This is a genomic window from Flavobacterium litorale (genome assembly GCF_019613795.1).
Lineage (GTDB): Bacteria > Bacteroidota > Bacteroidia > Flavobacteriales > Flavobacteriaceae > Flavobacterium > Flavobacterium litorale.
Window position 1 is genome coordinate 2,238,843 of the sequence record NZ_CP080429.1, and the last position, 18,158, is coordinate 2,257,000.

General features: G+C 35.2%; 19 protein-coding genes and 1 other RNA gene. 12 read left to right on the forward strand and 8 right to left on the reverse strand.

Features of this window, described 5'->3' with window-relative positions:
* Window positions 1–24: 24 nt before the first annotated feature.
* Window positions 25–1,188, reverse strand: a complete 1,164-nt coding sequence (locus tag K1I41_RS10185; protein ID WP_220640248.1) for a M14 family metallopeptidase — start codon at window positions 1,186–1,188, stop codon at window positions 25–27.
* Window positions 1,189–1,458: 270 nt separating this feature from the next.
* On the opposite strand from K1I41_RS10185, the gene K1I41_RS10190 reads away from it, so the two are divergent.
* A complete protein-coding gene (locus K1I41_RS10190) occupies window positions 1,459–1,899 on the forward strand; it encodes a helix-turn-helix domain-containing protein (RefSeq protein ID WP_220640249.1) in 441 nt (146 codons plus the stop codon).
* Window positions 1,900–2,097: 198 nt separating this feature from the next.
* Here the strand turns inward: K1I41_RS10190 and K1I41_RS10195 are convergent, their stop codons facing one another.
* A complete protein-coding gene (locus K1I41_RS10195; protein WP_309508844.1) occupies window positions 2,098–2,649 on the reverse strand; it encodes a 1-acyl-sn-glycerol-3-phosphate acyltransferase in 552 nt (183 codons plus the stop codon).
* A 60-nt stretch (window positions 2,650–2,709) separates the two neighbouring features.
* On the opposite strand from K1I41_RS10195, the gene K1I41_RS10200 reads away from it, so the two are divergent.
* Window positions 2,710–3,372: a spermidine synthase gene (locus K1I41_RS10200; RefSeq protein ID WP_220640250.1), complete on the forward strand. Its 663-nt coding sequence runs from the start codon at window positions 2,710–2,712 to the stop codon at window positions 3,370–3,372.
* A 125-nt stretch (window positions 3,373–3,497) separates the two neighbouring features.
* Here the strand turns inward: K1I41_RS10200 and kdsB are convergent, their stop codons facing one another.
* Window positions 3,498–4,229, reverse strand: a complete 732-nt coding sequence (gene kdsB / locus K1I41_RS10205; RefSeq protein WP_220640251.1) for a 3-deoxy-manno-octulosonate cytidylyltransferase — start codon at window positions 4,227–4,229, stop codon at window positions 3,498–3,500.
* Window positions 4,230–4,246: 17 nt separating this feature from the next.
* Window positions 4,247–5,668 (reverse strand): ATP-dependent DNA helicase, encoded by a 1,422-nt coding sequence (locus K1I41_RS10210; RefSeq protein ID WP_220640252.1) that lies wholly within the window; start codon window positions 5,666–5,668, stop codon window positions 4,247–4,249.
* A gap of 110 nt (window positions 5,669–5,778) precedes the next feature.
* Between K1I41_RS10210 and K1I41_RS10215 the strand changes: the two genes are divergently transcribed.
* The 3 genes from K1I41_RS10215 (at window position 5,779) to K1I41_RS10225 (ending at window position 8,022) form a co-directional block, all read left to right on the forward strand.
* Entirely contained in the window at window positions 5,779–6,582 is an 804-nt protein-coding gene (locus K1I41_RS10215) for a DUF3822 family protein (protein ID WP_220640253.1), read from the forward strand.
* Window positions 6,579–7,160: a 16S rRNA (guanine(966)-N(2))-methyltransferase RsmD gene (gene rsmD, locus K1I41_RS10220; RefSeq protein ID WP_220640254.1), complete on the forward strand. Its 582-nt coding sequence runs from the start codon at window positions 6,579–6,581 to the stop codon at window positions 7,158–7,160. Before K1I41_RS10215 ends, rsmD begins: the two co-directional genes overlap by 4 nt.
* A 103-nt stretch (window positions 7,161–7,263) precedes the next feature.
* Window positions 7,264–8,022 (forward strand): BRO-N domain-containing protein, encoded by a 759-nt coding sequence (locus K1I41_RS10225; protein WP_220640255.1) that lies wholly within the window; start codon window positions 7,264–7,266, stop codon window positions 8,020–8,022.
* Here the strand turns inward: K1I41_RS10225 and rnpB are convergent.
* Window positions 8,019–8,330: RNase P RNA component class A (gene rnpB / locus K1I41_RS10230), an RNA gene on the reverse strand. The genes K1I41_RS10225 and rnpB overlap by 4 nt on opposite strands.
* Window positions 8,331–8,553: 223 nt before the next feature.
* Here rnpB and K1I41_RS10235 point away from each other — a divergent pair.
* The 4 genes from K1I41_RS10235 to K1I41_RS10250 all read left to right on the forward strand — a co-directional run bounded on the left by K1I41_RS10235 (window position 8,554) and on the right by K1I41_RS10250 (window position 11,779).
* Complete coding sequence (locus K1I41_RS10235; protein WP_220640256.1) at window positions 8,554–8,850, forward strand: hypothetical protein; 297 nt, start codon at window positions 8,554–8,556, stop codon at window positions 8,848–8,850.
* 18 nt (window positions 8,851–8,868) lie between these two features.
* Window positions 8,869–9,942: a DNA topoisomerase IB gene (locus tag K1I41_RS10240; RefSeq protein ID WP_220640257.1), complete on the forward strand. Its 1,074-nt coding sequence runs from the start codon at window positions 8,869–8,871 to the stop codon at window positions 9,940–9,942.
* 104 nt (window positions 9,943–10,046) lie between these two features.
* On the forward strand, window positions 10,047–11,132 hold the full coding sequence (gene dnaX / locus K1I41_RS10245) for a DNA polymerase III subunit gamma/tau (protein ID WP_220640258.1): 1,086 nt from the start codon (window positions 10,047–10,049) through the stop codon (window positions 11,130–11,132).
* A gap of 299 nt (window positions 11,133–11,431) precedes the next feature.
* The gene (locus tag K1I41_RS10250) at window positions 11,432–11,779 is read left to right on the forward strand and encodes a DUF8439 domain-containing protein (RefSeq protein WP_255566917.1); all 348 of its coding nucleotides are present in this window, start codon (window positions 11,432–11,434) and stop codon (window positions 11,777–11,779) included.
* Here the strand turns inward: K1I41_RS10250 and K1I41_RS10255 are convergent.
* The 3 genes from K1I41_RS10255 to K1I41_RS10265 all read right to left on the reverse strand — a co-directional run bounded on the left by K1I41_RS10255 (window position 11,776) and on the right by K1I41_RS10265 (window position 14,601).
* Complete coding sequence (locus K1I41_RS10255) at window positions 11,776–13,011, reverse strand: DUF2254 domain-containing protein (protein WP_220640259.1); 1,236 nt, start codon at window positions 13,009–13,011, stop codon at window positions 11,776–11,778. The genes K1I41_RS10250 and K1I41_RS10255 overlap by 4 nt on opposite strands.
* Window positions 13,012–13,065: 54 nt before the next feature.
* Window positions 13,066–14,112 (reverse strand): WD40/YVTN/BNR-like repeat-containing protein, encoded by a 1,047-nt coding sequence (locus K1I41_RS10260; protein WP_220640260.1) that lies wholly within the window; start codon window positions 14,110–14,112, stop codon window positions 13,066–13,068.
* A gap of 123 nt (window positions 14,113–14,235) precedes the next feature.
* Window positions 14,236–14,601 (reverse strand): DUF983 domain-containing protein, encoded by a 366-nt coding sequence (locus K1I41_RS10265; RefSeq protein WP_220640261.1) that lies wholly within the window; start codon window positions 14,599–14,601, stop codon window positions 14,236–14,238.
* A 95-nt stretch (window positions 14,602–14,696) separates the two neighbouring features.
* On the opposite strand from K1I41_RS10265, the gene K1I41_RS10270 reads away from it, so the two are divergent.
* The 3 genes from K1I41_RS10270 to K1I41_RS10280 all read left to right on the forward strand — a co-directional run bounded on the left by K1I41_RS10270 (window position 14,697) and on the right by K1I41_RS10280 (window position 18,008).
* The gene (locus K1I41_RS10270; RefSeq protein WP_220640262.1) at window positions 14,697–15,578 is read left to right on the forward strand and encodes a helix-turn-helix domain-containing protein; all 882 of its coding nucleotides are present in this window, start codon (window positions 14,697–14,699) and stop codon (window positions 15,576–15,578) included.
* A gap of 53 nt (window positions 15,579–15,631) precedes the next feature.
* Window positions 15,632–16,846 carry an RsmB/NOP family class I SAM-dependent RNA methyltransferase gene (locus tag K1I41_RS10275; RefSeq protein WP_220640263.1) on the forward strand — a complete coding sequence of 405 codons (1,215 nt, stop codon included), beginning with the start codon at window positions 15,632–15,634 and terminating at the stop codon, window positions 16,844–16,846.
* 76 nt (window positions 16,847–16,922) lie between these two features.
* Window positions 16,923–18,008 carry an endonuclease gene (locus K1I41_RS10280; RefSeq protein ID WP_220640264.1) on the forward strand — a complete coding sequence of 362 codons (1,086 nt, stop codon included), beginning with the start codon at window positions 16,923–16,925 and terminating at the stop codon, window positions 18,006–18,008.
* Window positions 18,009–18,158: the final 150 nt, after the last annotated feature.

Here is an 18,158-nt window from a genome sequence, read left to right on the forward strand (position 1 = left end):
ATTATCTGTTTATATTGAAAATTATTACATTATTTCAGTGCCATTAACGAATTTTCTATCAGGCTGTATTAAAAAATTTGCTTTTGTATCAAAAATGGGATAATTATTACCATCTTCCCCTACATAAAGCCCATTTTTCGCATCATATTCTGTATGACCTATTGCAATTTCTGGATTATCTATTTTTTTAATAAATGCCTGAAATATTATCGAATTCTCAAATAACACTTCTTTATATTGAGATGCAAAAATCGCGATTTTTTCTTTACTTTCATAATCTACATTGATATTTCTATAAACGAAATCATAAAATAACTGTTTATTTTGAGGAATATCAAAATAACTTTTAGTTTTGTTAACAACTATAACGTTTTCGTTAATCGCATTAATTCCTGATATTAATGCGAAAAATATAAATCTCCTTGTTTCTTCTCGCTGATAATCATTCTGATAGTGTCCTGCTTCAAATAATACTGTAGGTATTCCTAACGTCTGAAAGTAATCTCCAACACAATTTGCATTATACGAATCGTCATAACGCCCTACCTGTTCAGGTATATGTTTTTGCAACACATCATTCATCGCTACAATAAGGTTCATTGCTATTTGGCGTTGGCTATTTATGGCTCTTTCAGCATTAAAAGCAGGTGCTAAAAAAGAAACCGTAGCTGGTTGGGTACCATTTGTATTTTCTACACCAAAAATAGTACGTTGGTCGTGCATATTATAGCAATAATGGGGCTTAAATGCAGTAAAAGCATCACGTAACAGTTTACTCTCTGGTTGTGAGAGGTTAGTAGCATCACGATTTAAATCTACTTTATTAGCATTTTCGCGCGTATATAGTGTTGCCCCATCAGGGTTTAGTATTGGTATTATATAAAAAGTAAAATTATTTTTAATAGTATTGGTAGCTGTGGTATCGGTTTTTAGCCAATTAAGCATATCAAACAATGCTTTGGTACAGGTTGATTCGTTACCGTGCATTTGCGACCATATCAAGATTTTTGTTTTCCCATTACCTACAATAATAGTGTGTATAGGTTTACCTAAAACAGAGTTACCCAAAACACCTATTGTAAAATACGAATTGAGGTTACTTAATAATGGCTCTATATGATTATTGGTAATGTAACGCCCTGTAATTGTTTGCTCTTTATATTTTTTGTGTAAAGCTTCTAAATTCATAGTAATCTCAATTAGTTTACAAAAGTAAACAACATATATTTTACATTTGTAAACAACATTTTTAGCTAATTTGATTACACAAGTAAACATGTTTTGATTACCTTTTAAACAAACAAATCTTAATTAATAAAATTGAATTCAAATATTTAATAATCATATAGTTAAATACTATAATCAGAAGTTTTTATTTAAATATTTTGCAGCTATTTTATCTTTTCTTGGTAGATGAATTAACTTTGTTTACATTTGTAAAAACAAATTGATGTTACAATGGTAAACACTGATGATTTTATAAAACGACTTGAGTTAATATTGGAATATTACGCAATGTCTGCCTCTGTATTTGCAGATAAATTGGGGGTGCAACGCTCTGGCGTATCGCATCTGTTATCTGGCAGAAACAAACCTAGCTTGGATTTTGTTTTAAAGTTGGTAGATTGTTTTCCTGAGGTAGATTTATATTGGCTGTTAAACGGCAAAGGTAGTTTTCCTAAAAAAGAAGTATCTCAGAATAGTAGTACCCCTACTCCATCAATTACTAGTAATAAACCTTATGCAGAAAGTTTATTTGATGTTGAAGGGAATAAAAACAACAACAGTAGTGAAGCTGACTCATTTGTTAAGGACGGCATTAGTAATAATAATACCGATATAGAGAGAATTGTAATTTTTTATAAGGATGGTACTTTTAAAAACTATATTTCATCATGAAAAAACCCCGAAATATCTCGCTAAAGACAACTTCGGGGCTTATTAACCAATAAAACAAACACAAATTATTTGCTAGTCAACACAAGCAAAATCATTTTTAAGTTTATGTAATCAGTTTTCAACTATTATTTATACATTAAAATTACCAACTATTCTCGTAAAAACATAATTATTAGCGTTAAACTATTCTTAAGTTCTTTACTTAGGTTCGTAACTGTTGGCTGATATATAACCTTTTACACCCTTATAATGGGCTTCTAGGGCAGTAAAGTCAATACCTTTATTGCCAGTAAGGTAGTATGGGGCTGCTATATTTACTTCTTTTTTAGCATAGTTAAACGCTACGGGTACAATTGGTACATTCGCCTTTAGTGCAATATAATAAAAGCCTGTTTTCCATTGTACTACCTTTTTTCTGGTCCCTTCTGGTGCTATTGCAAGCCGTAGTACTTCTTTTTCATCAAAAATGGCAGCAATAGCATCTACTTTGTTTTCTGTTTTTTGTCTGTTTAGTGGCGTTCCTCCCATCCATTTAAAATAAACACCAAACGGAAATACAAAAAGTTCTTTCTTGGCTACAAAATTCATTTCTAAACCTATTATGCCTCTTGTAAATACACCAACTATAAAATCTGTCCAACTTGTATGGGATACAACTATTATAATGCACTTTTTTACATCGGGATGCATAAAACCCTTTATGCGCCAACCCATTAGTGTAAAGAAGATAAATTGATATATTTTTTTCATAATTGCATAAAAAGCGAGCGGTAAAAATACTATATATTTACCACACAAAAACATTTGCCAATGCTAAAGCGACTGCTGAGTTTCCTTATTCCGATAAACATATACCGAAAAAAATCAGATATTAGTAAAAACCTGGAGGTGACTTGGAATAATGGGCAATTGGTGGTTGACTCTAAAAATACCAACTACTCCTACGGAAGTTTGCAGCGCATACTACGCAAAGGTTTACAATACATTGGTTATGATAGAATAAGGGGTTTTAATGAAGTACTTGTTCTTGGGGTTGCTGGTGGTAGTGTATTAAAAACGCTAGTAGAAGAAGTTAATTTTGAAGGCAATATTACAGGGGTAGAAATAGATCCTGATGTTATTGAAATAGCCAATACGTACTTTGGTATTAATGAAATTACAAATCTAGAGATTATTATAGATGATGCTTTTGAATTTGTATTGAAAACAAAGAAAAAATACGATTTAATAATTATAGATATCTTTCAAGACACAGTAATGCCCAACTTTTTATTTGAAGATTTTTTTATAAACAGAATTAATTATTTACTACACGTAAATGGATTTATATTATTTAATACCATGACTTTAAATAAAAAGGATAAAGAACGTAATTTACGATATAGTACTCGCTTTGATGAAGATTACTCAGTACGTATGTACCCTAAAGTAGAAGATCATAATGAACTTTTTACCATTAAAAAATTAAAATAGTTACCTTAATAAAAATACAAAATTAACAATGTACCACCCACGATTATACGGTGATTTTTATGATATGGGCACAAAGTATAGCAAACTAAGGTTGGATTGGTAGCTTAAAAAGCAAAAATAACAATTTATTTAGCCCAAAATTTTCTAGCTTGTTCCAAATCCTCGGGGGTATCTATACCAATACCTATATGTGCAGTTTCTACCATTTTTATTTTCTTACCATATTCAAGATAACGTAATTGCTCTAGCTTTTCCGAAGCTTCGAGCGATTGCATGGGTAAGTTGTAAAAATCCAGTAGAGCGTGCTTTCTAAACGCATAAATACCAATGTGTTTAAAGTAGCGTACCCCTGCGTTGGTATCTCTGGGGTATGGTATTACAGAACGCGAAAAATAGAGTGCAAAATGCTTTTGGTCTATCACTACTTTTACGTTGTTGGGATTTTCAATAGCCTCATTATCCGTAATGTGCAACATTAACGATGCTAAATCTATCTCGCGAGCTGTATCCGTTTTAAACACCTCAAGCAGTTCCGCTAAAGGCTCTTTATTAATAAAAGGTTCATCGCCTTGTACGTTTACCACAATATCCACGTCCATGTGTTCTACCGCTTCCGCAATACGGTCGCTACCACTTTCGTGCTCTTTTATGCTCATTATAGCTTTACCACCATTGGTAGTTATTTCCTTAAAAATAATATCCGAATCAGTTACTACAAAAACGTCATTGAATAAATTGGTTTTTACAGCAGCCTCGTATGTACGCATGATTACGGTTTTACCCGCCAAATCTTGCATTAGCTTAGCAGGAAAGCGCGTACTGGCATATCGGGCAGGTATAACGGCTATTATTTTCATAAATGGTATTGTGTTAACTATTCTTCAAAATTTTCATCTTTAAAACCAATCAGGTATAACTTATTTTGTGCTCGTGTTACTGCGGTGTACAACCATCTAATATAATCGCGGTTAATACCATCGGGCAAGTAGGGTTGTTCTACAAAAACGGTATTCCATTGCCCACCCTGCGATTTATGACACGTCATGGCATAAGAAAACTTTACTTGTAAGGCATTAAAGTGCGGGTTATTCTTAGTTTTTAAAAACTTTTTATATTTCGGTTCATCCTCATAATCTTTTTGCACTTCTTCATACAATCGGTTCGATTCTTCGTACGTTAACGATGCCGATTCGCTACTTATGGTATCAAGTAGCAAAACAGTTTCAAAAGGGATCTGGTTCGGGTAATCAACCATTCGTACTTTTACTTTCGCAAATTTAAAACCATAAAACTCTTCAATCCTGAAAATTTCGAGCACTTCTATAATATCGCCATTGGCTATAAACCCAGCTTCGGACTTTTCGTTAAGCCAAAAATAATTATTTTTTACCACCATCAAAAAATCACCCGACGATAGTTCGCTTTCTCTGCCCAATATCTTGTAGCGTATTTGCTGGTTGTATTGGTTGGCGCGCTTGTTAGAGCGCACTATAAAAGCCGTATCTTCTATGCTAAAATTACTGTAGGCTTGGTTTATGGCATCTTCTATATCATAACCATCCACTAGGCGGGTAATATCTTTAAATCCTTTTAGTTTAAACTGAAAGGTATCTATAAAGGCAGATTTTAATATTTCGCGTAGCTCCGTGGCATTGTACAGTATGCCCGAGTTATTTTCCTGTCGCATTACCTCGTCCAGCTCTATTTGCTGTACGTCTTTTAGGTAATGCATTCCCAAAGTATCAATATCCAATGCAGGGCTAATATCAGCGTTTACAGGGGGTAACTGCGCAGTATCGCCAATTAATATCATCTTACAATTTTCTCCAGCATATACATACTGCATCAAATCATCCAATAACGAACCATTTTCGTACATTTTCGATTCTGATGCAGTATCGGATATCATCGAAGCTTCATCTACTAAAAAAATAGTGTTTTTAAACTTATTGGGCTGCATGGTAAAACCAACAGCTCCTCCACTACCCTTTTTAGGAAAATAAATACGTTTGTGTATGGTAAAAGCTGGTTTTTGCGAATAGTTGGCTATTACTTTTGCTGCCCTACCTGTAGGGGCTAGTAAAACATATTTTTTATCGGCTTCGCGAAGGTGGTTTACAATAGTAGATATTACGGTTGTTTTTCCTGTACCCGCATAGCCTTTTAGTACAAAAAGCTCATCGTTATTGGTATTCGTAATAAAAGTGGCTATTTTTTCCAGAAAAATGTCCTGTTTTAGCGTAGGTTCAAACGGGAAATTTTCGCGAAGTATTTTATAAAATAAGCCTGATTGCATGCAGTAGCGTAAATTGTAGGGTTTAAAAAACCAAAGATAATACGATTTTAAGGAGTAACTGGGCTTATAGTAAAAAAGATGTAAATTTGCGTACGTAACCTACCTTGTTAATGAATACTGCTATTACTACAAAAAATTATAAAAAACTCGTACTCCAAATCGGTAGTAACGGAATGTCGTTCTGTACTATCGATACTTTAAACAATACGCTTTCGGAGATACAAAGTAGTACCTTCTCTAAATTTGAACCTATCGAAGATGAATTATGGAAGTTGTTTGTAGCCCACCCCGAATTAAAAATGGAATACGATGATGTAGTAGTATTGCACGACAATAATTTTAATACGTTTGTGCCCAATGCACTATTTGATGAAAATTATTTGGGGAGTTACCTACAATACAACACTAAAGTATTTGAAACTGACTTTTTTGCTTTTGATGCCATAGCAAATTACGAGATGAATAATGTTTACGTACCTATGGTTAATGTGAACAATTATTTAATTGACAGGTTTGGCACTTTCGACTATAAAAACACTAACAGCATACTGGTTGATAAGGTATTAGATGCCTCTAAAAATATTGATGAGAAACAAGTTTTTGCACACATACAAGATGCACGTTTTGAAATAGTTATAGCGCACAACCAAAAGTTATTGTTATACAACTCATTTGAGTACAACACACCCGAAGATTTCCTGTATTACGTGTTGTTTACTATGGAGCAATTATTACTAAACCCCGAAACGGTAAAGGTAATTTTACTGGGTAAAATATCGCAAACCAACCCCTGCTACACATTGGCCTATACCTACATTAGAAACATTTCGTTTTACGATACGGAGGCTTTACAGGAAAAATATAGTATTAACAGCAACGAGGCAACACAACATTTTATACTACTAAACGCATGAGAATAATATCGGGTAAATACAAAGGCAGACGATTAAACCCACCTAAAAACCTACCTGTACGCCCTACTACCGATATGAGTAAAGAGGCGTTGTTTAATATCCTTAATAATTATTATGATTTTGAGGGGCTAAAAGTACTCGATTTATTTTCGGGTACGGGTAACCTTAGTTACGAGTTTGCCTCGCGTGGGGCTGAGAATATTACGGCTGTAGATGCTGATTTTGGGTGTGTAAAATACATTAAGCAAACTGCTAATGAATTTGATTTTAATATCTCGGCTATAAAAAGTGATGTATATAAGTTTTTAGAGCGCGCTACGCTACGCTACGATATTATTGTTGCCGACCCACCGTATAACTTTACCCAACAAGAATTTGAAAAAATAGCACAACTAATTTTTGATAATAATTTGCTAAGCGAAGAAGGTATGCTTATTATAGAACATTCCAAACATACCACACTAGAGCACGTTACCAACTGGTCGTTTAGTAAAAAATATGGAGGTTCTATTTTTTCGTTTTTTGAGTTTGATAAAGATGAAAGTGATAAAATAAATGAAGATTCTGATATAAAATAATAAGTTCTTTAAATAAATTATTGAACCTTTTTAATTATATACAAACATATAAATTTATATATTTACGTTTATACTAAAATCTTAACTAAAAATTTAAATTCATATGCAATTACAAATCTTTAAATATGAAGATGAAGATCATTTTGATAACCTTACAACTATTGAAATAGAAGGGGAAGCTTGGTTTGTTGCAAGCGAAGTATGCAAGCTACTAGACATAAAAAATACAAGTGATGCTGTTTCAAGGCTTGATGATGATGAGAAAAATACTATCGTTATAACCGATGGTACTTCTGGTAATCCTAATAAGACAATAATTTCTGAAAGTGGTTTGTATGCACTTATATTTAGAAGTAGTAAACCATCTGCTAAAAAATTTAGAAAATGGATAACTAAGGAAGTTATTCCCTCAATAAGGAAAACAGGAAGCTATGGTATAAACCGATTAGAGACAGCAAATTTTGTTGTTAGGTTTAATGACAATTGGGATAGAACAGATAAAGGATACTTTTCAGTAATTAGCGAATTATTTATTAGACTATATGGTAGATTCGAAAATATTGGATACAAAATACCTAACAAAGCATTTACAGGAAAAGAAATAAGACCAGATGTAAGCGTAGGTTTGCTTTTTTCAAAATATTTGAAGAAAAACTACCCTGAATTTGCAAATGATTTTAAAATGTACAATCATGAATTTCAAGATGGATCAGAAGTGCAAGCAAGACAATATAAAAATGGTCTTCTGCCTATATTTATTCAGTTTATTGATGACCATTGGATTCCAAAAAATGCAGAAAAATATTTTAAAGATCGAGATCCAGTAGCTTTAGATTATTTACCCAAATTATTAAATATGTAAAAAGCAGGTCTGTAAGCCGGATTCTGTATTTCTAAGAAAAGAAACCCTTATCATTTATCTGGGCATAACATTACTATTATGCTCTATCTGCCTACCCCCCAGCATTGGGCGAGCAGCCCTTAATTGCTGGTGTACATGGCATTGCACCGCATAGAGTTTACCTGATTTCACTACAGCATTACCTGTACATCCTTTCTGCTGCACTTGTCCTCCCACGCCAAAACATGGTGACGGGCGTTACCCGCTATGCTGCCCTATGGTGTCCGGACTTTCCTCTCCGTAAACGGAGCGATAAGGCGACCTGCGGTAGCAAAGATATGCTTTTAGTCTGGAAGTTTGTAAACTCAAAAGCAATTAGTAAATGTAAGCAAGAGCTAAGTATTGAGGCTATAAATCGTTATTGAAAACTTTGAGACCTTATAACTTTCTACTTTACAACTACTGGTATGTTTAACATTTCGTTGGCAGCAGGCAAAATGTTAAAAGCGTAATTTTATTCGTATAAAATCAATATAATTAAAAAGCACTATTATGGACAAACGGATGTATCATTACGCAACAGTATCTAAAGCGTTAGCCGAATTGACTAAAAAAGGATATACTACTGATTTTAATTTACGAGAAGACCATGTTGCTAAAAACTGCGAACAGTTTACAATAGAAGAAGTATACCGTTATGAGGGTGAAACCGACCCTGCTGATGAGGCTACAGTGTATGGAATACAGTCGGAAGAGGGCGAAAAAGGCGTATTTGTTGCAAGCCATGGTGCCTATACCGAGAACAGTGCTGCTACAATGTTGCATAATATGACTTTAGCTAACCGATAAAATAATATATTACCACAAATGAGTGGATTACAAAAAAAGCTCGAAAAAATAGGCAACGACCCTGAAATTACTGCCAAAGTTGCTGGTTTGCGTTATGCCCTACAATCTGACGAGGGCTATACTAGGCAACGAAAAGGCAAAGGTTTTACCTATAAAGACCACGAGGGGAATACGGTTAAAGATAAAAAAATACGCAAACGGATAGAAAAACTCGTAATACCGCCAGCATGGGAGGACGTTTGGATATCACCGTACTCTAACGGGCATTTGCAAGTTACGGGTATTGATGCCAAAGGGCGTAAACAATACCGCTACCACCCTGAATGGACTAAAATCCGAAATCAATCCAAATTTTATCGTCTTAGGCGTTTTGCGCTTGCCCTACCCGATATTAGGGCACAAGTAGAAAAAGACCTTAGGCGACAAGGATTACCTTACGAAAAAGTAGTAGCACTTGTGGTAAAACTAATGGAACTCACTAACATACGTATTGGCAACGAGGCGTATAAAAAACTATACGGTTCGTTTGGGCTTACCACACTTAGAGATAAACACGTAAAATTTAAAGGCAATACCGTAAAATTTGAATTTAAAGGCAAAAAAGGCGTTAAACACAAAATAAAACTACAGAGCCGTAGACTTGCCAACTTGGTAAAACGTTGTAAAGATGTGCCAGGTTACGAACTCTTTCAATACTACGATGATAACAATAAACACCAGAGTATCGGCTCTACCGATGTAAACAACTACATTAAAGAGATTACAGGCGAAGATTTTACCGCTAAAGATTTTAGGGCTTGGGCAGGTAGTATTAACGCCCTATGTTCTTTTTTAGATATTGGTGAGTATTGTAATGATACCGAATGCAAAAAGAAAGTAGTAAAGGTTTTAGATAGCGTTGCAGAAAAATTAGGCAATACCCGTACTGTATGCAAAAAATACTACGTACACCCTACCGTTATAGCATCGTACGAAAAAGGTTCTATTTGGAATTATAAACCCGACAGGAAAAACGACGACGATTTTGATGCAGATGAAAAAGCACTCCTTAAACTATTAACCGAAGAAAACATAGCCGAAGTAGTTGCCTGATTATTAAACAACCACAATTACCGTTAATAAGTTTTACACATTTACAAATACAAATACATTGCCATTGCACTCGCAATTATTATATTTGTTACTCACTAAGCCCTATGGAACAATTTATTGTATCAGCTCGTAAATACCGCCCACAAACCTTTAAAGATGTTGTGGGGCAGCAAGCTATTACCAATACCTTGTTAAACGCTATAGAAAACAATCATTTAGCACAAGCCCTACTCTTTACAGGACCTCGTGGCGTAGGTAAAACTACTTGTGCACGTATTTTAGCACGTAAAATAAACCAAGAGGGGTACGACGACCCTAACGAAGATTTTACGTTTAATGTGTTTGAGCTAGATGCAGCATCCAACAACTCGGTAGACGATATTCGTAATCTTATCGATCAAGTACGCATACCACCCCAAACAGGTAAGTATAAAGTATATATTATAGATGAAGTGCACATGCTCTCGCAAGCCGCCTTTAATGCTTTTTTAAAAACATTAGAAGAGCCACCAAAGCATGCTATATTTATACTGGCTACCACAGAGAAGCATAAAATAATCCCCACCATATTATCGCGCTGCCAAATATTCGATTTTAAGCGAATAACCGTAAAAGATGCTAAAGAGCATTTGGCAGAAGTAGCCAAAAGCCAAGGTATTACGTTTGAGGACGATGCTTTGCATATTATAGCGCAAAAAGCAGATGGTGCCATGCGCGATGCGCTATCTATATTTGATAGAGTAGTTAGCTATTGCGGTACCAACTTAACGCGCCAAGCGGTTACTGAGAACCTTAATGTATTAGATTACGAATACTATATTAAAGTAACCGATTTACTACTACAAAATAACATCCCTGAGTTATTATTATCATTTAATGATATACTGGCAAAAGGTTTTGATGCACATCATTTTATAGCAGGGCTTGCCTCCCACTTCCGTGATTTGTTAGTTTGTAAAAATCCTGCAACACTCGTTTTACTAGAGGTTGGCGAAGTAGCACAGCAGCTATATGGTTCACAAGCACAAAACGCAAGTCAGGAATTTTTGTTAGAAGGTATTACCATTGCTAACGATTGCGATTTGAAATATAAAAATAGCCAAAATCAGCGATTACTCGTTGAACTTTGCCTCATGCAGCTCGCCTCTATCACTTTTGATGGAGAAAAAAAAAAGCTGAATCATTTATAATTCCTCCCGATTATTTTAAAAATGCTGCAACTGCTGGTACTGTTATCAGTCAACCAACAAATGCTACAACTAAGCCTCGTACTGCTGAGCCTGATAATACCGCACCACAACAAAAAATTGAGGAACCCAAAGTAGTACAAAAGCCTAGTGAACTCCCTAAAACAGAAAGCGATAATAAGCCAAAAGTTTCTGCGTTTTCGCTATCTAGCATTAAAAAGAAGCGTGAGTTAGCAGAAAGCCAAAAAGCTATAAGTAACAATAAGGACGACCTACCTACAGAGGCTTTTACAGAAACGGATATGCTTTTAATGTGGAATAAATTTGCACAACGCCTTAGCGATAGTGGTAAAAAAATTATGGCTACCTATATGCAAATTAACGACCCTGTTTTGGCTAAAGATGGTTTTACCATACAATTGGAGTTGCCCAACGAAGGCTCTAAGGTAGATTTTGATAATAACAAACTAGATTTATTGGGTTACTTACGCGGTAAACTGCACAACCACGACATTGTTATAGAAACACACGTAAACGAAAAAATTAGCAAAAAACATGCATTTACCCCTCAGGAAAAATACGAACGCTTAAAAGCCATAAACCCTGCTATAGAGTTATTACGTAAAGCCTTTGATTTGGATATTGGTTAATTTTTTTTGTTTATATTTTCAATTTCTTCATCAACACTTTTCATAAAATGCTGCATAACTTCATTTGGATGTAATGATAGAAAATTATCAATTAAGCTTTTAATTTCGTGTTGTATTATCCTGTCGTTTTTACCGTAATCCCAAATAGGCAGTAAACTTGCTTTAAAGATAGTTTCAAAATCAAGATTTTCTATATATATTCTTGGCTTTTTATCCTCGTCTTCAATAACATCATCAGGATAATGGCAAACACGATACGCATACAACTGAAAAAGTACCCGTAGTGCTAACGATGCTGTTCCAGGGTCGTTTATACCAGGGCTTAATGCTTTTATGGCAACTTCGGTAAGCTGCCTAAATCCGTATAAAAAATTATTTGTTATGGTTTCGTCAGTATTTAGTAATAACGCATGTTGTATCTTTTTTATCGTTTCTTCACTTAACTGTTTATTGACCCGAATTATGAGTACATCTTTCAACAAAAATGTACCTGGACCATACTGAAGTTGCACAACACAATTTTCTTCGCAACATAGTTTTAGTAGCTCCTTTACATCTATCCCTTCATAAACGCTAGCTTTTGGTGTAAGGATTTCGTAATTAAAATTTTCTTTGGGTTTAGTATCTAATTTTAACTCTTCTTGGCACATCTCGCGCATAGCACTATTAGTAACTTTATAAATACGCTGAATAATAACCTCGTATTTTACGGATTGGGTTATATAGTGTAAAAAGTAAATGAACAGGAATATATCTATAATAGCAGTTAATATAAGTGTATAAGTACTTATTGATGGTATTTGTATGCCCGAATCAATATCGCGAATGGTACTGAGTAAGAATAATGCAAACATTATAGTACCAATATAATTGCCAAGTACAACTTGTTGAAAACGATTCCCGATGAGTTTATTGAGGACTCTATTTGACATTTGCGATGCTGCCTGATTAAGCACTATCATTACCATGGAAAAACTAAAAACGGTTAACGAGAGTATTCCTCCTGCTATTACAGCAATAATATTACGTGCTGTGGCGGCATCTTTTATTGTGAGCCAAGAAAATTCGTCTTTTAATGCTGCTCCTGTTTCAGAAAAATCAAACCGTATTAGTAACAACGATACAATTAAAAAAGTAAACGCTATAAAAGCAGGGTAAAAAGCAATACTGTTTACTATTTTGGTATATTTTTTACGTATCCAGAATTTAATATTATCAATAAGGTTTTTCAAATTGTATGTGTTATTATAAATAAATAATACTAAGTTAATACTATTATTACCATATTACTCTAATTGCAAACGTATTATTTTGTTTTGCCCAGCAGCTATAATGGTAGTATTATCTACAAAACGCAATGTGTGCAATAAAGTGTCATCGTGTATTTTTTTCCAAGTATTCCCTCTATCGTACGAATAATAAACTCCCGAAGGTCCTGCAGTTACCAACTCGTTACCCTCGCTATTGGGTACAAATTGTACACAAGAGGCATAGCCAAAACCTACACCCTCTCCTACCAATTGCCAGCTTTTACCACCATCTGTGGTTAGTATTTTATTGCCCAAGTTTTTATCCTGTTTTTCGTAATTACCACCTACGGCGAAACCAATTGTATCATCGTAAAAATCAGCCGAAAAAATACCTGCCATTGCACTACCCTGCTCTATTGGCGTATTATACACTTCCCAAGTTTTTCCTTTATCGGTAGAATGAAAAACTCTCGATTTTTTACCGCCAGATACTATCCAAATATTCCCTTCTTTTACAATTACATTAGTATCGCTAGCAGCAAAAGCAGCTTCACCATCGGCAGTTTTTGGCAAAACATCGCAAGAAATTTTTGTCCATGTTTCGCCTCCATCATTCGTAATAATAACCGATAAACAATCAGAAGTTGGGTCGCCCATAGCAATACCATCCATATCGTTATAAAACTCCATACTATCGTAAAACACCTTTTCTCCTGTTTCGGTATATACCTGTTTTATTGTTTTACTTTTCTTATCAATTTTGTATAAACTGGCAGGTGTACCTACGTTTAGTATAAATACACTGCTAGTTGTATGGGCAATAGCTCTAAACTCGGTTGGTAAAGTATCGTTAACTATTGTATTGCTATAATTTTCTTTACTGTTAAGGGTTACAAAACCATATTTACCCCCACTGCCCGAATACCATACTGTATTATCAGCCACAGTAAGGGCGCGAATACTAATTTTATCGTGCAATAAGGTATCAACACTTACAGTTTTAAAAGATGGTTGCGGTACTTTTTGTTCCTGCTTACACGAAACAAAAATTGATATCAATAGTAATACTATATATTTTGCCATAATTGTGCTTTTTTCGAGCACTAATATAGGATATATAAAAGTAAAAACCCGACCCATTGTAGTATACTCCTACAACGAATCAGATTTTAAAATTTGGGGAACTGATATAAAAAATCTTTACAATTAATTATGAACTTGCCGTTTATTACCATCAAACATATATATCCATATCATCCGAGATAATCTAAAATTAAATGTACTCAACAAAAATGCTGCTATTGCAATTATAGCTATAGTTGCTTCGTAGCTATCTACAAATAAGCGTGATAGTAAAAATATAGGAGCCATTTCTAGTATAGTAATACCATAACTTACGTACATAGCACCATAAAAAAAACCTGGTTCTTTTTCAAATTTATGAGCGCATACCTTACATTCTTTTCGCATTTTTGGCATTCTAAATAATAGCGGATTCCCTTTCTTCTCAAACACATGCCCCTTACCACATACGGGGCATTTCTCGCTTATAATATCTATAAATTGTGACATACCTAAAATTTTCTACAAAGGTACGTAGCACAGTAACTGCGAGGCAATGACTTATATGCGCATAAATTTGTACTTTTAGGACATAAACCAAAGTAATGAAAAAAGTAGCAGTACTTAATATAGGGCAATTTATACGACAAAGTAACTTAGCAGGCTTTTACACCAATACCATGCAAGACCACCTTGTTACCAGCCATAAAGATATTTACCTGCCCCACTCCCACAATTTTTATGTTGCCATACTATTTACACACGGTAGCGGTATACACGAGGTAGATTTTAGTACTTACAATGTTACACCAGGGAGTTTATTTTTTTTAAACCCTGGGCAAACACACCATTGGGAGCTATCCGACGATGTAGCAGGCTACGTTTTTTTACACACACAAAGCTTTTACGATTTACAATACACGCAAAACACTATAAATCAGTTTCCATTTTTTTACAGCATGCACAATTTACCCTGTTTGTATATTACGGGCAATGAGCTAGTAACCATTGAAAAATTATTTATTCAGATTTATGAAGAGAATGAAATTGACGAATCGTTAAAAAAACAGAAAATAATAAGCCTTATCAATTTGGTGTATATTGAAAGTACACGCATCTATCTGAAATTAAACCCTGTAGACGGTAAAAATAAAAACACCTATTACGTTAAGTTCAGGCAATTGGAGCAACTGGTAGAAGAACATTACAAAACGGAAAAATCGCCTTCTGCCTACGCCCAAATGCTCAATATAAGTCCAAAACATTTAAATCGTATTGCACAAGCTGTAATTGGCAAAACCGTAACCGATGTAATATTAGAGCGCGTTTTATTAGAGGCCAAAAAGGAATTAGTACTGCAGCAAAAAAACTTTAACGAAATTGCATATGCCTTAGGCTATGAAGATTACGCCTATTTTTCTCGCTTATTTAAAAAGAAAGCTAACGAAACACCATCGGCATTTTTAAGGCGTTACGGCAATGGGTAGTACCGTGTTTTATCTGCATAAAATTCAATACCTTTGCACCTCAATTTTTTATAATGAGATTACACAGAAATTTAGTATTTACGGTTATCGATTCGTTAGGTTTTATATTTAACGATGGTGAGTATGCCGATAAAGTGGTAGCGCGTGCACTAAAAAAAGACAAACGCTGGGGAAGTGCCGACAGAAAGTTTGTAGCGGAAACAATTTATGAAATTGTACGCTGGAAACGCCTTTATGCTGAGATAGCCGAAGTTAAAGAACCGTATAACCGTGATAACCTATGGCGCATTTTTGCGGTATGGGCTGTACTGCGTGGGTATAACCTACCCGACTGGAAATATTTTGAAGAAACACCCGTACGCCGTATTAAAGGTCGTTTTGACGAACTGTCCAGAATTAGAAAATACAGAGAGTCGATACCCGATTGGATGGATGAGCTTGGTTTAAAAGAACTTGGCAAAGAAAAATGGGAAAAAGAACTTGCATCGCAAAATGAGCAGGCTAAAGTAATACTTAGGGTAAATACCTTAAAAACAACACGAGAAAAGCTGCGTGCTATACTTATGGATTTGGGTGTTGCTACCGAAATGCCTAACGAATATCCCGACGCGCTGGTATTAAAAGAACGCTCTAATGTATTTATGACTGACGCTTTTAAAGAAGGGTTATTTGAAGTACAAGATGCATCGTCGCAATTAGTAGCTCGTTTTCTGGATGTAGCTCCAGGCATGCGCGTGGTAGATACTTGCGCAGGTGCTGGTGGTAAAACACTCCACATGGCATCGTTAATGGAAAATAAAGGGCAACTTATTGCTATGGACTTGTACGAAAGTAAGCTAAAGCAATTAAAAATTCGTGCTAAACGGAATAGTGCTTTTAATATTGAATACCGTATTATCGATAGTTCTAAAGTAATTAAAAGGCTTCACGAAAAGGCGGATAGAGTGTTAATTGATGCACCTTGTAGCGGGCTTGGCGTTTTAAAGCGTAACCCCGATAGTAAGTGGAAACTACAACCTGAATTTATAGACAACATCAGGAAAACACAGGCTGAAGTTTTAGATAGTTATTCTAAAATTGTAAAACCAGGGGGTAAATTGGTGTATGCAACATGTTCGGTATTGCCATCGGAAAATCAGGAACAGATAGAACGCTTTTTAAATACCGAAACAGGAAAGCAGTTTGCACTAAACAAAGACCATAAAATACTAGCCTCAGAGTCAGGTTTTGATGGCTTCTATATGGCATTACTCGAACGTAAAAAATAATAGCACTATATTTATAATGTTAAAAACGCTAGCACTTTGTAATAATACACTACGTTTGCTACCCAATTTTTTTTAAATGAATAAACTTTATACTATTGCATTAGCAATACTATCTGTAGCTGCTTTTGCACAAGATGGTAGTCCTGCATCACCGTACTACGACGGTTTCAATTTCGAACAAACAGGTACCGCATTAAGAAGTGCACTCGCCAATAAAATAACCACCACACACGTAAACGAACTATCGTATACGCCAGAAGTATGGAATGCGTTAAAGATTGTAGACCGTGATCCTGATTTTGCAAATTATGTGTTACTATTATATGGCTATACCGATAATGTATGCCCTTCGTCGCCATCTACAGACAGCCAACACAGAAGACGAGATAGAGATAGCAACGGCGGAAGCCCAAGTTGTGAGTGGAATAGAGAGCATGTTTTTCCACAATCGTTAGGAAACCCCGATTTAGGTCAGGTAGGTGCTGGTGCAGATGCACACCATTTACGTGCCTGTGATGTTGACCGTAACGGACAACGAAGCAACAAGCTATTTACATCAGGCTCGGGTAACTCAGGCGATTCAGGTAGTGGCTGGTACCCTGGTGACGAATGGAAAGGCGATGTAGCCAGAATATTAATGTACATGTACTTACGTTACGATACCCAATGCCTACCCACTAGTGCAGTTATGGGCGGAACTATAGCTAGTGACCCTAATATGCCTCTTTTATTATTACAATGGAATGCAGAAGACCCTGTAACAGAATACGAAGATACCAGAAACACTTATTTAGGAAACGCTAGTAATACGTATGGGCAAGGTAACCGTAACCCATTTATAGATAACCCATACCTTGCTACACAAATTTGGGGTGGTCCTGTAGCACAAGATAGATGGACAACTGCAACTACAGCTGATTTCTTTAGCGCACAACTATCAGTATACCCCAACCCAACAAGCAATCAGGAAATTACCATTTACAGCGAAACAGAGCTTGAAGAGATACAGCTTATTAACCTAAACGGTCAGTTAATACAGTACATACAAAAGCCCGAAGCTGCAAACGACACCTACACGTTAGAAAATTTAGCGCAAGGTTTTTATATTTTAAGAATGACATCGGGTGAGCATACCGCTACCCAAAAAATCATAGTTAACTAATAACTTTGTTTTAGTAAATATATTGAGCCTCCTTTTCGGGAGGCTTTCCTTTTTACAAATATATACGTATAAACAAATTCCCAACTAAAACGTTATAGTAATAGCAATTTCTTTACATTTGCAAACTGTATTTAAAGTAATTTTGTAAAA

Bases quoted from the DNA above. Each gene is read 5' to 3' on its own strand.
- K1I41_RS10280 (WP_220640264.1), top strand. From the start codon at position 16,923: ATGAATAAACTTTATACTATTGCATTAGCAATACTATCTGTAGCTGCT.
- K1I41_RS10260 (WP_220640260.1), bottom strand. From the start codon at position 14,112: ATGGCAAAATATATAGTATTACTATTGATATCAATTTTTGTTTCGTGT.
- dnaX (WP_220640258.1), top strand. From the start codon at position 10,047: ATGGAACAATTTATTGTATCAGCTCGTAAATACCGCCCACAAACCTTT.
- K1I41_RS10275 (WP_220640263.1), top strand. From the start codon at position 15,632: ATGAGATTACACAGAAATTTAGTATTTACGGTTATCGATTCGTTAGGT.
- K1I41_RS10195 (WP_309508844.1), bottom strand. From the start codon at position 2,649: ATGAAAAAAATATATCAATTTATCTTCTTTACACTAATGGGTTGGCGC.
- K1I41_RS10240 (WP_220640257.1), top strand. From the start codon at position 8,869: ATGAGTGGATTACAAAAAAAGCTCGAAAAAATAGGCAACGACCCTGAA.
- K1I41_RS10235 (WP_220640256.1), top strand. From the start codon at position 8,554: ATGGACAAACGGATGTATCATTACGCAACAGTATCTAAAGCGTTAGCC.
- K1I41_RS10215 (WP_220640253.1), top strand. From the start codon at position 5,779: ATGAATACTGCTATTACTACAAAAAATTATAAAAAACTCGTACTCCAA.
- kdsB (WP_220640251.1), bottom strand. From the start codon at position 4,229: ATGAAAATAATAGCCGTTATACCTGCCCGATATGCCAGTACGCGCTTT.
- K1I41_RS10225 (WP_220640255.1), top strand. From the start codon at position 7,264: ATGCAATTACAAATCTTTAAATATGAAGATGAAGATCATTTTGATAAC.
- K1I41_RS10190 (WP_220640249.1), top strand. From the start codon at position 1,459: ATGGTAAACACTGATGATTTTATAAAACGACTTGAGTTAATATTGGAA.
- K1I41_RS10200 (WP_220640250.1), top strand. From the start codon at position 2,710: ATGCTAAAGCGACTGCTGAGTTTCCTTATTCCGATAAACATATACCGA.
- K1I41_RS10210 (WP_220640252.1), bottom strand. From the start codon at position 5,668: ATGCAATCAGGCTTATTTTATAAAATACTTCGCGAAAATTTCCCGTTT.
- K1I41_RS10185 (WP_220640248.1), bottom strand. From the start codon at position 1,188: ATGAATTTAGAAGCTTTACACAAAAAATATAAAGAGCAAACAATTACA.
- K1I41_RS10270 (WP_220640262.1), top strand. From the start codon at position 14,697: ATGAAAAAAGTAGCAGTACTTAATATAGGGCAATTTATACGACAAAGT.
- rsmD (WP_220640254.1), top strand. From the start codon at position 6,579: ATGAGAATAATATCGGGTAAATACAAAGGCAGACGATTAAACCCACCT.
- K1I41_RS10250 (WP_255566917.1), top strand. From the start codon at position 11,432: ATGCTTTTAATGTGGAATAAATTTGCACAACGCCTTAGCGATAGTGGT.
- K1I41_RS10265 (WP_220640261.1), bottom strand. From the start codon at position 14,601: ATGTCACAATTTATAGATATTATAAGCGAGAAATGCCCCGTATGTGGT.